Annotated in this window: 11 protein-coding genes; 5 read left to right on the forward strand and 6 right to left on the reverse strand. The window is 70.3% G+C overall.

Annotation, left to right across the window (positions count from 1 at the left end; translation table 11 throughout):
• The first annotated feature begins 1 nt into the window (after window position 1).
• The 4 genes from glgB (at window position 2) to sppA (ending at window position 6,124) form a co-directional block, all read left to right on the forward strand.
• Window positions 2-2,161 (forward strand): 1,4-alpha-glucan branching protein GlgB, encoded by a 2,160-nt coding sequence (glgB, locus tag LDL49_RS17620; RefSeq protein ID WP_225292254.1) that lies wholly within the window; start codon window positions 2-4, stop codon window positions 2,159-2,161.
• 65 nt (window positions 2,162-2,226) lie between these two features.
• Window positions 2,227-4,101: a S8 family peptidase gene (locus tag LDL49_RS17625; RefSeq protein WP_225292147.1), complete on the forward strand. Its 1,875-nt coding sequence runs from the start codon at window positions 2,227-2,229 to the stop codon at window positions 4,099-4,101.
• A 67-nt stretch (window positions 4,102-4,168) separates the two neighbouring features.
• The gene (locus tag LDL49_RS17630; protein ID WP_225292148.1) at window positions 4,169-4,345 is read left to right on the forward strand and encodes a hypothetical protein; all 177 of its coding nucleotides are present in this window, start codon (window positions 4,169-4,171) and stop codon (window positions 4,343-4,345) included.
• 81 nt (window positions 4,346-4,426) lie between these two features.
• Window positions 4,427-6,124, forward strand: coding sequence for a signal peptide peptidase SppA (sppA, locus tag LDL49_RS17635; protein ID WP_225292149.1), 1,698 nt, complete (start codon window positions 4,427-4,429; stop codon window positions 6,122-6,124).
• 21 nt (window positions 6,125-6,145) lie between these two features.
• Here the strand turns inward: sppA and LDL49_RS17640 are convergent, their stop codons facing one another.
• The 5 genes from LDL49_RS17640 to LDL49_RS17660 are packed head-to-tail and all read right to left on the reverse strand — an operon-like array spanning window position 6,146 to window position 10,058.
• Window positions 6,146-6,631, reverse strand: a complete 486-nt coding sequence (locus tag LDL49_RS17640) for a flavin reductase family protein (RefSeq protein WP_225292150.1) — start codon at window positions 6,629-6,631, stop codon at window positions 6,146-6,148.
• A gap of 40 nt (window positions 6,632-6,671) precedes the next feature.
• Window positions 6,672-7,598: an ABC transporter substrate-binding protein gene (locus LDL49_RS17645; RefSeq protein WP_225292151.1), complete on the reverse strand. Its 927-nt coding sequence runs from the start codon at window positions 7,596-7,598 to the stop codon at window positions 6,672-6,674.
• 36 nt (window positions 7,599-7,634) lie between these two features.
• The gene (locus LDL49_RS17650) at window positions 7,635-8,306 is read right to left on the reverse strand and encodes an ABC transporter permease (RefSeq protein WP_225292152.1); all 672 of its coding nucleotides are present in this window, start codon (window positions 8,304-8,306) and stop codon (window positions 7,635-7,637) included.
• Window positions 8,303-8,977: an ABC transporter permease gene (locus tag LDL49_RS17655; protein WP_225292153.1), complete on the reverse strand. Its 675-nt coding sequence runs from the start codon at window positions 8,975-8,977 to the stop codon at window positions 8,303-8,305. Before LDL49_RS17655 ends, LDL49_RS17650 begins: the two co-directional genes overlap by 4 nt.
• A gap of 22 nt (window positions 8,978-8,999) precedes the next feature.
• Window positions 9,000-10,058 carry an ABC transporter ATP-binding protein gene (locus tag LDL49_RS17660; protein ID WP_225292154.1) on the reverse strand — a complete coding sequence of 353 codons (1,059 nt, stop codon included), beginning with the start codon at window positions 10,056-10,058 and terminating at the stop codon, window positions 9,000-9,002.
• A 265-nt stretch (window positions 10,059-10,323) separates the two neighbouring features.
• On the opposite strand from LDL49_RS17660, the gene LDL49_RS17665 reads away from it, so the two are divergent.
• Complete coding sequence (locus LDL49_RS17665) at window positions 10,324-11,958, forward strand: RNA polymerase sigma factor (RefSeq protein ID WP_225292155.1); 1,635 nt, start codon at window positions 10,324-10,326, stop codon at window positions 11,956-11,958.
• 249 nt (window positions 11,959-12,207) lie between these two features.
• Here the strand turns inward: LDL49_RS17665 and LDL49_RS17670 are convergent, their stop codons facing one another.
• Window positions 12,208-13,374, reverse strand: coding sequence for a lipid-transfer protein (locus LDL49_RS17670; RefSeq protein WP_225292156.1), 1,167 nt, complete (start codon window positions 13,372-13,374; stop codon window positions 12,208-12,210).
• Window positions 13,375-13,388: the final 14 nt, after the last annotated feature.

Consider the following 13,388-nt stretch of genomic DNA (forward strand, 5'->3'; position numbering starts at 1 on the left):
GATGAGGACAGAGCTCGACCGACTCGCGGGCGGAGCACACCACGATCCGCATTCCGTGCTGGGAGCACATCCCGTCGAGGGTGGTGTCACCTTCCGTACGCTGCGCCCGCTGGCCGAACGGGTCCGCGTGGTGCTGGACGACGGGACGGCCCACGATCTCAAGCACACGGCCCACGGGGTCTTCGAGATCACCGTCAAGGGGCTCGACAAGGTGCCCTCCTACTCCTTCAGCGTCCAGTACGCGGGCGCGGAGCCGTACCAGGCCCGTGATCCCTACCGTCACTGGCCCACGCTGGGCGAGGTGGACCTGCACCTCATCGGCGAGGGACGCCACGAGCGGCTGTGGGAGGTGCTCGGCGCGCGGGTGATGCGGCACGAGGACGTCGACGGCACCGCGTTCGCCGTCTGGGCGCCGAACGCGCGCGGCGTCCGGGTCGTCGGCGACTTCAACCACTGGGACGGCACCGCCTACCCGATGCGCTCGCTGGGCCGTTCCGGCGTGTGGGAGTTGTTCATCCCCGAGCTCGGGCGGGGCGAGCGGTACAAGTTCCACATCCTCGGCGCCGACGGCGTGTGGCGGGACAAGGCCGACCCGATGGCGCGGCGGACCGAGGTGCCGCCGCAGACCGCCTCCGTGGTCGAGCAGTCGGCCTACACCTGGGACGACGACGCGTGGATGACCGAGCGCGCCGGGAAGGACGCGCAGCGGGGCCCGGGAAGCGTCTACGAGGTGCACCTGGGGTCGTGGCGGCCCGGTCTGTCCTATCTGGAGCTGGCCGAGCAGCTCGTCGACTACGTCCAGGACATGGGCTTCACGCATGTGGAGCTGCTGCCGGTGGCCGAGCACCCGTTCGGGGGGTCGTGGGGCTACCAGGTGACCTCCTACTACGCGCCCACGGCCCGGTTCGGGACGCCCGACGAGTTCCGCCACGTGGTGGACCGGATGCACCAGGCCGGGATCGGGGTGCTGCTCGACTGGGTGCCCGCGCACTTCCCGATGGACGACTGGGCGCTGGCGCGCTTCGACGGCACGCCGCTGTACGAGCACGCCGACCCCGCCCGTGGCGAGCACCCCGACTGGGGGACCTACGTCTTCGACTTCGGCCGCCGGGAGGTGCGCAACTTCCTGGTCGCCAACGCGCTGTACTGGATGAAGGAGTTCCACATCGACGGGCTGCGGGTCGACGCGGTCGCCTCGATGCTCTATCTCGACTACTCGCGGCGCGAGGGTGAGTGGACGCCGAACATCTACGGCGGCAGGGAGAACCTCGACGCGGTGGAGTTCCTCAAGGAGATGAACGCCGTCTGCTACCGGGAGGCGCCGGGCATCACGACCGTGGCGGAGGAGTCGACGGCGTGGCCGGGCGTGTCGCGGCCCGTGCACCTGGGCGGGCTCGGGTTCGGCTTCAAGTGGAACATGGGCTGGATGCACGACACGCTCAGCTACCTCCGACATGAGCCGATATTTCGGCAGTACCACCACCATCAGATGACTTTTTCGCTCATGTACGCCTACTCCGAGAACTTCGTGCTGCCGCTGTCCCACGACGAGGTCGTGCACGGCAAGGGCTCGCTGCTGGGCAAGATGCCGGGCGACGAATGGCAGCGCTTCGCCCAGCTCAGGGCCCTGCTCGCGTTCATGTGGGCGCATCCGGGCAAGCAGCTGCTGTTCATGGGCGGCGAGTTCGGCCAGGGCTCGGAGTGGTCGGAGGAGCGCGGGCTCGACTGGTGGGTGCTGGAGTTCGACGGGCACGCGGGCGTACAACGGCTGGTGCGCGACCTCAACCGGCTCTACCGCGAGACGCCGGCCCTGTGGGAGCAGGACGCGGCGCCCGAGGGCTTCCGCTGGATCGACGCCGACGACGCGCGCGGCAATACGTTCTCGTTCGTCCGCTATGCGGCCGACGGGTCGGCGGTGGCGTGCGTGGCCAACTTCAGCGGCGGGCCGTACGAGAACTACCGGCTCGGCCTGCCGTACGGCGGGCAGTGGACGGAGATCGTCAACACCGACGCCTACGACTACTGGGGCAGCGGGGTCGGCAACATGGGCGAGGTCCAGGCCGTCGAGGAGCCCTGGCACGGCCTGCCGCACTCCGCCACGCTGCGGGTTCCGCCGCTGGGCGCCGTGTGGCTGCGTCACGACGCGCTGGGAAGTGAGTGAGAGTTCGCTGAGAGGGGCCCTCCACCCCTGTGCGCGCCGGATAAATCCCCCTAAACTCCGAGATCGTGCGACTTCGCTCCTTGATCGTGTGCGCGATCCTGCTGGCCTTGGTGCCGGCCGCTCCGGCCTTCGCCGACGCCCCGACGTCAACCCCCACACCCACGCCGAGCGCGACCCAGGAGAAGCTCGAAGACGGCCTGGCGCTCAGCGGCGGCACCGTGCGCGCCATTGTCGAGCTGACCGACCCGGCGCAGAACGCGCCGGTGGCCAGGCAGGCGGCGGCCGACAGCGTGGACGTCGTGCTGCGGCCGGAGAGCCAGCCGTTCATGGTGGTCCAGGGCACGGCCGAGGAGCTGGCCGCGCTCGCCGTGGACGCGCGCGTCACCTCGATCCACCGCGATCGCGCCTATCCCCCGACGGCGGCGAGCAACCTCACCCAGATCGGCGCCGACCAGGCGCACGCCCGGGGCTTCGTCGGCACCGGCCAGGCGGTGGCCGTGCTGGACACCGGCATCGACGAGGACCACCCGAACTTCGGCGGCCGGATCGTGGACGAGGCGTGCTTCTCCGCGGTGGACGCGGGCGTGGAGTCGCTGTGCCCGAACGGCCAGACCACGCAGACCGGCAAGGGCGCGGCCGACGCCATGACGGCCAAGTGCCTGGCCGACGGGAAGAACCTGTGCGAGCACGGCTCCCACGTGGCGGGCATCGCGGCGGGCAACGGCGGTGTCGCGCCCGGCGCGGGGATCGTCGCGGTGCAGGTGTTCAGCCGGGTCAACGACGAGTCGGTCTGCGGCGAGGCGTCGTGCCTGCTGGCGTACGAGTCGTCGCTGCGGCTGGCCCTGGACTACGTGGCCGCGTCGTCGCAGCCGATCGCCGCGGTGAACCTGAGCCTGGGCGGCCAGCCGTCCGAGGGCTCCTGCGACGACAGCGAGGAAGGCACGGTCTTCAAGCCGAAGATCGACGCCCTGCTGGCCAAGGGCATCGCGACCGTGGTCGCCGCCGGTAACGAGTACTTCGAGGGGACCTCGTTCCCCGCCTGCATCACCTCCACGGTGGCCGTGGGCGCGAACGACGACAGCGACGCGATCGCCGACTTCTCCAACCGGGGCGCCGGGGTGGACCTGTTCGCGCCGGGCGTGGACATCGACTCGTCGGTGCCCGACAACCAGACGGCCGTCTACAGCGGCACCTCGATGGCGACCCCGCACGTGGCGGGCGCGCTGGCGCTGCTGAAGGCGCAGTCGCCGCAGACCCCGATGACCGAGCTGATCGACAAGCTCAAGGCGGCCGGCCGCCCGTACGTCTATCAGGCCAACAACACCCAGGTCACCACGCCGCGCCTGGACGTGCTCGCCGCGCTGACCGGCAGCGCGCCGCAGCCGCCCATCACCCAGACCCCGGCGCCGGCTCCCGAGGACCCCGACCCGGCCGACCCCGACCCCGAGCCCGACCCGTCAGACAGCAGCGGCCCCACGCCGTCGCCCGAGCCGTCGGAGACGAACCCGACGCCGGTCCCGCTGCCGACCCTCACCGTGACCGTGACGGTGACGGTCACCCCCAAGGCCCCCGCCACGGTGTGTACGCGCGGTACGGCCGGCACCCGTCTGACGGCCAAGAAGTGGGCCGTGGAGCTGCACCGCAGCACCGGCAAGCTGCCCGACGCCACGCTCACCTGCTACCTGAGCCTGGTGCAGAAGGCCAGCACGGTCTTCCCCGAGCTGACCAAGGCGTCATCCCTGGGCACCGCGTACCGGGTGCTGAGGGCCGGAAAGACCAACCGGGAGAAACTGGACGCCGCCCTGCTGACGGGCTGGCTGAACTGGGCTCACGGAACCAATGGGACAACCACCTTGAAGTCCGCCGAAAAGGTGCGACTCACCGTCGAATCCACGAATGCGGCGCTGAAGAAGGCGGCGAAGAGCGTCCTGCCGAAGTAGTGGCAAAGGTTTCTCTGGCATAGATGCGTCACTTGGGAAACAGCGACATCACCCTCCTCGCGGTGGCATGACCGGCGCGTTCGCGGTGATGAAGCAGGCCTTTCCCGGCCTGAGCGTCGCCCAGGTCGTGGCGAAGCTGCAGAACACCGGTATGGACATCTCCTACAGCAGCGAGTTCACCGAGGTGAACACCGAACGGATCAACCTCGCCAGGGCGATTCCCCCGGCCCAGCCGGCCGTCTGACCCCTCGTCCAGCCTGCCGTCCGGCCCTCGGCAGGAGTTTGGTCAACCCATGACCGACTCCTGCCGCTTAGGGTGGCTTTTATGGACGCAGGCAAGGCGATCTTGGATACCGTTGACAGGTTTCGCCAGCGGCGCACCGCCCCGCTGGTACTCGAGCTCGATCTGACCGAAGGGCTCACCGAAGGGCCACCGGCGGACCCGCTCTCCGCCGTGCTGTCCATGCGCAAGACGCGGCTGGCCGATGTGCTCTCGGGCCTCAAGCGGGCCAGGCAGGACTCCCGGGTCAAGGCGCTGGTCGTGAAGATGGGCGGCAACCCGCTCGGCCTGGCGATGGTGCAGGAGCTGCGCCAGGCGGTGACCCAGTTCCGGGACTCGGGCAAGCTGACGGTCGCCTTCGCCGAGACGTTCGGCGAGTTCGGCAACGCCACCGTGCCCTACTACCTGGCCACCGCGTTCGAGCGGATCTACCTGCAGCCGAGCGGCGACGTGGGGCTGACGGGCGTGGCGCTGGAGCAGCGGTTCGTCAAGGGCACGCTGGCCAAGCTGGGTGTCGACTACGAGGTCGGCCAGCGGCACGAGTACAAGACCGCGGCCAACATGTTCACCCAGGACCACATGACCGAGCCGCACCGCGAGTCGATGACCCGCATCGTCGAGTCGGTCATCGAGCAGGTCGGCGCGGGCATCGCCGAGGGCCGCCGGCTCGACCCGGCCAAGGTGCGCGAGCTGATCGACCAGGGGCCCTTCATCGGCGCAGAGGCGCTGGAGGCCGGCCTGGTCGACGGGCTGGCCTACCGCGACGAGGTGTACGACGAGGTCAAGCGGGCCGCGGGCGGTGACCCGCACCTGCAGTACGTCTCCCGCTACGCCAAGGCCGCGGCCGTACGCAAGCTGCCGCACCCGACGGCCGACGGCATCGCGCTCGTCCACGGCAACGGGCAGATCAGGTCCGGCCGCAGCGGGCGCAGCCCGCTCGGCGGCGGCGGCGCGATGGGCTCCGACACGGTGAGCGCCGCGCTGCGGGCCGCCCGGCGCGACGAGCACGTCAAGGCGATCGTGTTCCGGGTGGACAGCCCCGGCGGCTCGTACGTCGCCTCGGACACGGTCTGGCGTGAGGTCGTGCTGGCCCGCAAGGTCAAGCCGGTGATCGTGTCGATGGGCGACGTGGCCGCCTCCGGCGGCTACTTCGTCTCGATGGCCGCCGACGTGATCGTCGCCCAGCCCGGCACGCTGACCGGCTCCATCGGCGTCTTCGCCGGCAAGCCGGTGATGCGGGAGCTGCTGGAGAAGGTCGGCATCAACTCCGAGCTGGTGGCCGGCGGCGCCAACGCGGGCATGTTCTCCGCGACGCGCGCCTTCTCCCCCGAGCAATGGGAGCGGGTCAACGCCTGGCTCGACCGTATCTACGATGACTTCGTGGGCAAGGTCGCCGAGGGTCGCGGCCTGACCAGGGAGCGCGCCCACGAACTGGCCCGCGGCCGTGTCTGGACCGGCTCCGACGCCCGGTCCTGCGGCCTGGTCGACGAGCTGGGCGGCCTCGAGGACGCGCTCGGCATGGCCAGGAAGCGCGCGGGCCTGGGCGCGGAGGCGCCCGTGCGGGTCTATCCGCGGCTCAACCCGCTGGAGCGGCTGCTGGGCCCGGAGTCGAGCGAGGACAAGGCCGCCGCGCTGGCCCGTGTCCGCCTGGAAGCCTGGGGACCGCTCGCCCGGCTCTCCGCCGAGCTGGGCCTCCCGGCCGCCGGACCGCTGTCCCTTCCGAGCTGGTACACGATCCGCTGAGAAGTTCGGTGGGCCCTGCCCTCAGGAGCCGCCCATGGGGCGGTAGCGGGCGCGGAGCCGTACCAGCGGCTGGAGCGAGGGCGTGACGTACGGCACCGCGAGCACGCGCGCGACGAACAGCGTGTGATCCCCGGCGGGGACCACCTGGGTGGTCTCCGCCTCCAGGGCCGCGACGCCGCCCTCGACGACGAGCGCGTCCGAGTGGCTGCCGCGGTGGTGCGCGGTGCCCGCCACCAGGTGGCGGGCGCTGGGCCGGCCGGCGGAGGCGAAGCGGCTGGCGATCGCGGCCTGCCCGGCCGACAGGAGCGAGGCCGCCCAGCGGTCCTGGCGCAGCAGCACCTCGCAGAGGTAGCCGCCGCTGCCCAGGCTCACCAGGATCAGCGGCGGCTCCAGCGAGACCGACATCAGCGCCGAGACCGTGGTGCCCAGGTCGTCGCGGCCGTCGCGGACGGTGACCACCGCCACGCCCGCCGCGAGCTGCGCCATCGCCTCGGTGAACTCGCTCACGACGAGAGCCCCCGGAGTGCGGGGACTCTCGCCGGGCGGGTCAGCCGAGACCGTTGGAGGTCAGCCATTCCTTGGCCACCGTGGCGGGCTCGTCCTTGTTGACGGCGATCTTCTGCATCATGTCGAGCAGCGACTGCGTCGTGAGCTTGGCCGAGATCGCGTTGAGCGTGGTCTTGACCGTGTCGTTCACGGCCGCCTTGTTGACCAGCGGCGTGACGTTCTGGGCGGCGAAGAGGTTCTTCGTGTCCTGGAGCGAGACGAGGTTGTTGGCGGCGATCTTCGGGTCGGTGCTGAACACGTTGCCGACCTGGACCGTGCCGTCCTTGATGGCGTCGGCGGTCGTGGCGCCGGTAGCCTTCCAGTCCTTGAACTCGATCCCGTAGACCGACTTCAGCTCCGCCTCCCAGCGCTTCTTGAACTCGGCCGGAGCTCCGATGACCATGGTCTTGGACGCCTTGGCCAGATCGTCCATGGTGTTGAGCGACTGCTTGGCCTGCGTGTCCTTGCTGATCGTCAGGGTGTCCTTGTCCTCGGCGGGAGAGGAGTCGAGGACTTCCAGCTCGGGCGGGAGCTTCTCCTTGAGCCCGGCGTTGACCTCGTCGGTGGTCTTCGCCTTGGTCTCCTTGTCGACGAAGGCCAGCAGGTTGCCGTTGTACTCGGGCACGACGGTCAGCCCGCCGCTCTTGACCTGGTCGTAGATGACCTCACGGGTGCCGATGTTGGGCTTCTCCTCCACCTGCACCCCCTTGGACTGGAGCGCCTGGGCGTAGATCGAGGCCAGCAGGGTGTTCTCATCGAAGTTGGCGGAGCCGATGATGACCTTGCCGCCACCACTCGCGGAGGCCGAACCGCTGGGCGCCGCGCTCGTGGTGTCGAGCGGGTTGCCTCCACTGCCGCCACCCCCACAAGCGGCCAACGCGAGCGATGCCGTCAGCAGCACCGCCGCGGTGCCGAACATGCGTTTCATCGTTATTTCCTTCCTTAGCGGCAGGTATTGGAGAGATTAGCGGACCTTGACCCGCTGGCTCACTCCTGGGGAGACCGTCATCCTCCGAACGAGGGTGAACAGCACCTGCACGACGAGCGCGAACAACACAATCAGTACTGAACCCCCGACGACGCTGGCGTAATCCTGAGTCGAGAACCCGTCGATGACGAATCGCCCCAGCCCGCCCAAGCCGGTGTAGGCCGCGATCGTGGTGGTGGCGACCACCTGGATGGCCGACAGCCGGAGCCCCAGGAGGATCAGCGGCAGCGCCACGGGCACCAGCACCCGCCCGAGCACCTGCCCGCTCCGCAGGCCCATCCCGTAGGCGGCGTCACGCAGCTCCGGGTCCACACCCCTGATGCCCTCGAAGGTGTTGACCAGGATCGGCGGTATCGCCAGGAGCACCAGCGGAATGATCACCGGCAGGATGGACGCGGTGCCGAGCAGCAGCACGAACAGCACCAGCAGCCCCAGCGTCGGCAGCGCCCTGGCCAGGTTTGCCGTGACCACCACGCCGATCCCGCCCTTGCCGGTATGCCCGATGAGCAGGCCGAGCGGGATCGCGATCAGCACGGCCAGGACCAGCGCCATGACCGAGAACTCCAGGTGTTCGAGCAGCCGCGCGGGGATGCCCGCCGGGCCCGACCAGTTGTCGGCCTTGCCGAAGAACTCCAGCAGCCAGTTCACGCGGACCTCCTAGCCCGGACCCAGGGCGTGAGCAGCCGTTGGGCGAGCACCAGGAGGCCGTCGGCGATGAGGGCCAGCAGCACGATCAGCACGATGCCGACGAGCGCCGGCGGCACGAACGGGTTCTGGTAGGCCCTGGTGAACAGCATGCCCAGGCCGCCCTGCCCGATCAGCGCCCCGACGCTCACGAGGCTGATGCTGGAGACCGCGACCACCCGGAGCCCGGCGATCACGACGGGCGTGGCGATCGGCAGCTCCACCTGCACCAGGCGGCGCAGCGGCGTGAACCCCATCGCGACGGCCGACTGCCGCACGTGCTCGGGCACCGCGCCGAGCCCGTCGACGACCGACGGGATGAGCACGGCGCAGGCGTAGAAGGTCAACGGCACGATGACGGTCGTCTTCGACAGGCCGGTGAACTGGATGAGCAGCATGAAGACCGGCAGCGACGGCAGCGCGTAGATGACGTTGAACACGCCCGTGGTCGGCTGGTAGAGCCAGCGCCAGCGCACGCTGGCCAGCCCGAGTGGCAGCGCCACGACCAGCGCGGCGACGATCGGCACCAGCGACATGATCAGGTGGTCGCCGAGCAGGTTCTTGATGCTGTCGACCCGCCCGGTGTCCCAGTTGCGCGCGATCCACTCCCATATGGAAGGAGGTCCGTCAGCCATCGCCCACATGGAGGGAGGTCCGTCAGCCATCGGCCGCCTCCGACAGTGCCTCGTCGAGCGCCTCCCGGGTGGCGGCGCCGACGACCTTGCCGTCCCCGTCGACGGCCACGGCGCAGCCCGACGGCGACAGCAGCGCCGCGTCGAGGGCCGAGCGCATCGAGTCGCGGCCGAGCACGAACGTCCCGTACGGCTCCAGCTCGGCGGGCCGCTCGCGCGAGATCCAGCCGACCGGCCGACGGTCCCCGGTGACGACGAGCAGCCACGGCTCGTCCGTGGGACCCTCGAAGCCTTCGGGCACGGTCAGGTCGTCGCGCAGGCGCAGGCCCTCCGTCGAGATGAACTGCAGGCGCCTGATGCCCCGGTCATGGCCGAGGAACTCGCGGACGAAGTCGTCGGCGGGCTCCGACAGCAACGTCTTGGGGTCGGCCAGCTGCGCCAGCTTGCCGCCCACGCGCAGGACGGCCACGCGGTCGCCGAGCTTGATGGCCTCGTCGATGTCGTGGGTGACGAAGACGATGGTCTTGTTCAGCTCCGCCTGCAGCCTGAGCAGCTCTTCCTGCAGGCTGGTGCGGACGATCGGGTCGACCGCGCTGAACGGCTCGTCCATGAGCAGCACCGGCGGGTCCGCCGCGAGCGCCCTGGCCACACCGACACGCTGCTGCTGCCCGCCGGACAGCTGGAACGGGTAACGCTCGCCCATGGCCGAGTCGAGCCCTACGCGTTCGAGCAGCTCCATGGCCCGGTCACGGGCCTTCTTGCGGTCCCAGCCGAGCAAATAGGGGACGGTGGCGATGTTGTCAACGATCTTCCGATGTGGGAAGAGCCCGGCCTGCTGGATGACATAGCCGATACCCCGCCGCAACGTCGGCGGATCGATGCCCTGCACAGGCTCACCGTCAAGGAGGATCCGCCCCTCTGAGGCGTCGATCATCCGGTTGATCATCCGAAGGGACGTCGTCTTCCCGCAACCGGAGGGGCCGACGAACACGGTGATCTCACCCGTCGGCGCCTCAAGGCTCAGGTGATCGACTGCGACCGTGCCGTCCGGATAGCGTTTGGTGACGTCGTCAAATGTGATCACGCGCGACCTCTCGCGTTCGTGGCGGGGGCCGCAGCCCCCCTGCTACGGCCGCCGCATGATCTCTCAGGACGACCAGACTACGGTGATCCAGAGCGCTCTGTCCCCTCGGCCCTCTCTGAAACGCTTCAGGTAGCTGCAAGATTCATGCGAAATGCCGTTCTGATAGTGCGCGGCACCTGGGTAAGTTGGCATGATTAACACCACAAACTCAGACGCCGCACCCCCCACCTCAAGCGTCCGTATTTCAGCAAGAGGATCCGGCCCCGTGACAGACTTGCTCACCGATCAACCCTCCCGGGCGGAACTGATCGCGGAGCTCTACGACCGCTACGCCGCCGGGCTGTTCGCGTACTGCGCTGACCAGCTCGGAGACCACGGTTCCGCGGCCGACGCCCTGGTATCCGTCCTGGGTTCGGCCGCCGCCGCCTCGGCGCCCACCCCGGGTCCCGCCACCTCGGTGTCCGCTCTTGCCGGTGTCCCGGCGAGACGGCCTGCCCGTGCCGCGCTGTTCGCGTTCGCCCGCCGCGAGATCCAGCGCCGCGACGTCGTCTACGCGCCGCCGGCGGTCGACCCGCTGATCGACCCGGCGTCCGCGCTGGTGGAGCGGGTCCTGCGGGAGCTGCGCCCGCACCAGCGCGAGGTGCTCGTGCTGTGCGAGGTGTGCGGGCTGGACCGCGCCGAGCTGGCCTGGGTGCTCGACGTGGCGCCCGACACGGCGGACGAGCTGGCCACCAGCGCCACGCACCGCTACCGGCAGGCACTCGACACCGCCCTGGCCTGCACCGAAACGCGCGTGTCCAAGCCGGTGGCCGACGTCTACGGGGCGCTCGGGGTGGCACCGCTGCGCGACGTGCTGGGGCGGCTGCCCTGGCCGCCGCCGCCCGCGTCTCTCCACTCGCACTTCGCTCTCCGGGTCCCGCCCGGCCGTACGGCGGCGCCGATGTTCGTCAAGCCGCTCTGGCCTGGGCCGCCCACGTGGCCGCAGCCGCTGGCGGTGGGGGATGCGGCGACCAGCACCGGAATCTTCCCGACCGAGCTGCTGACCCCGCCGTCGCCGTCCCGCGTACCGGAGCACGAGGCACCGACGGCACCGATGCCCAAACTCCGCGACCCGTTCGGCCCCGGCCCGGCTCTGGAGGGCCCCGCTCCTGCGCGCCCGGCTCGCGAGGGCCGGGCTGCTGATGGCCTAACTCCTGAGGGCCTGGCTCCTGAGGGGCAGCGGTTCTTCACGCCTCGATCACCCAGCGCGCGACTGCCCGGCGACCTGCTCTCCGGCGCACAGCCATTTGGGGACGCGCTGTTCGGCGCGCGGCCGCCTGGGGACGCCCTCTTCGGCACGCAACGGTCTGGGGACGCGCTCTCCGGCACGCGGCCGTCCGACGACGCCCTCTTCGGCGTGCGGCCGTCCTCCCACGCGCTCCCCGACGCGCGGCCGGTGCGTGACGGGCTGTTCCGCCTGCCGCAGCCCGCTTCCGAGAAGCCCGCGCCTGCCCAGCCGGCCGAGGAGCCCTTGCCGGAACGGCCGTTCACTCTCTCGGCGTCCATTCCGGCGGACGTGCTGGACGACGAGCCGATCACCGAGGAACTACCCGCCATCGGCGACATCCTCGTCCACAAGGGCGAGGCCAGGGAACCGGGCGCCTTCTTCGTCCCCAAGACCGCCGCCCGGGAGCCCGTCTACCGACTGCCGGCCCCGCTACCGTTCCCCCCGACCGTGGACGACCTGCCCATCGTGGACGACCTCCCCGAGGACCTTCCGGACGTACCGGCGGTCCCGCGAGCCCGGACACGGCCCGGCAAGGACCGACACTACGACTGGGCGTGGGAACTGGTCGGGTTCCTGGTCTGCGTCGCCATCGCGATGATCGTGTTCTTCGCGGTCCCACTCATCATCGGCTAGCCTTCCACGCCCCCGGAGGTGGCATCCCCCAAGGGACCCCAGCCACCACGGACCGTCTGCTTCCACTCCCTCCGCAGGAGCACTCCACCCAAGCGACCCCGCCCACACAGACCGTCTTCCTCCACCCCCCGCAGAGGGCCTCTCCCCTTAGGGACTCCAGCCACCACGGGCCGTCACAGAGATGGGGACGGTCGCATGACGAACCACCCGAGAAGCCTCCGTCGACAGCCGGAGCCGCCCGCGACGTCGTCAGCCGGCCGACAGGATCAGGCCGCTCGTCGGGACGCCCGTGCCCGCCGTTACCAGGACGTTGCGGACGCCGCTCACCTGGTTGGCGGAGGTGCCCCTGAGCTGGCGTACGGCCTCGGCGATGCCGTTCATGCCGTGGATGTAGGCCTCCCCCAGCTGGCCGCCGTTCGGGTTGACGGGCAGGCGGCCGCCGAGTTCGATGCCGCCGTCCTGGAGGTAGCCGGGGGCCTCTCCCCGGCCGCAGAATCCCAGCTCCTCCAGTTGGGCCAGGACGAACGGGGTGAAGTGGTCGTACAGGATGGCTGTCTGGATGTCCTGCGGGGTTAGGCCGGACATTTCCCATAAACGACGGCCGACGACGCCCATCTCCGGCAGACCGCTCATGTCATCGCGGTAGTAGCTGGTCATCATCATCTGCCCCGCGCCCGATCCCTGGGCGGCGGCGGTGATCACAGCCGGGGAGCGGCGCAGGTCCCGGGCCCGTTCGGTGGTCGTGACCACCAGGGCCACGGCCCCGTCGCTCTCCTGGCAGCAGTCGAGCAGGTGCAGCGGCTCCACGATCCACTTGGACTCCTGGTGCTCCGCCAGGGTGATGGGCCGGCCGTGGAACCAGGCGGCGGGGTTGGTGGAGGCGTGCCTGCGCATGGCGACGGCCACCCGGCCGAAGTCCTCTGATGTGGCGCCATAGGTGTGCATGTACCGCTGGGCGAACATGGCCACCCACCCGGCGGGCGTCATCAGCCCGAACGGGACGTGCCAGCTCATCTCCAGCCCCTGCGATGTCGGCTGGCCGCCCAGGCGGGCGTCCGGCTGCCCGAACCTACGGCCGGACCGCTCGTTGAACGCCCGGTAGCAGACCACGGTGGTGGCCACGCCGGTCGCGACGGCCATGGCGGCCTGCGCCACCGTGCCGCACGCCGCGCCGCCTCCGTACTCGACCCTGGAGAAGTACGTGAGCTCACCGGCGCCGATCTCGCGGGCCACGGCGATCTCCTGGTTGGTGTCCTGGGTGAAGGTCACCATCCCGTCCACGTCACCCGGTGCCACCCCGGCATCGTCGAGCGCGGCGAACACGGCCTCGGCCGCCAGCCGCAGCTCCGACCGGCCGGATCGCTTGCTGAACTCGGTGGCGCCGATGCCGGCGATGGCGGCTCGTGACTTGAGCACTGACGTGCCACTCC

Origin of the sequence: Nonomuraea aurantiaca, assembly GCF_020215705.1 — a bacterium.
GTDB lineage: Bacteria > Actinomycetota > Actinomycetes > Streptosporangiales > Streptosporangiaceae > Nonomuraea > Nonomuraea aurantiaca.

Excerpts from the sequence above, each read along its gene's own strand:
- glgB (WP_225292254.1), top strand. The coding sequence starts at position 2 with ATGAGGACAGAGCTCGACCGACTCGCGGGCGGAGCACACCACGATCCG.
- LDL49_RS17630 (WP_225292148.1), top strand. The coding sequence starts at position 4,169 with ATGACCGGCGCGTTCGCGGTGATGAAGCAGGCCTTTCCCGGCCTGAGC.
- sppA (WP_225292149.1), top strand. The coding sequence starts at position 4,427 with ATGGACGCAGGCAAGGCGATCTTGGATACCGTTGACAGGTTTCGCCAG.
- LDL49_RS17645 (WP_225292151.1), bottom strand. The coding sequence starts at position 7,598 with ATGAAACGCATGTTCGGCACCGCGGCGGTGCTGCTGACGGCATCGCTC.
- LDL49_RS17655 (WP_225292153.1), bottom strand. The coding sequence starts at position 8,977 with ATGGCTGACGGACCTCCTTCCATATGGGAGTGGATCGCGCGCAACTGG.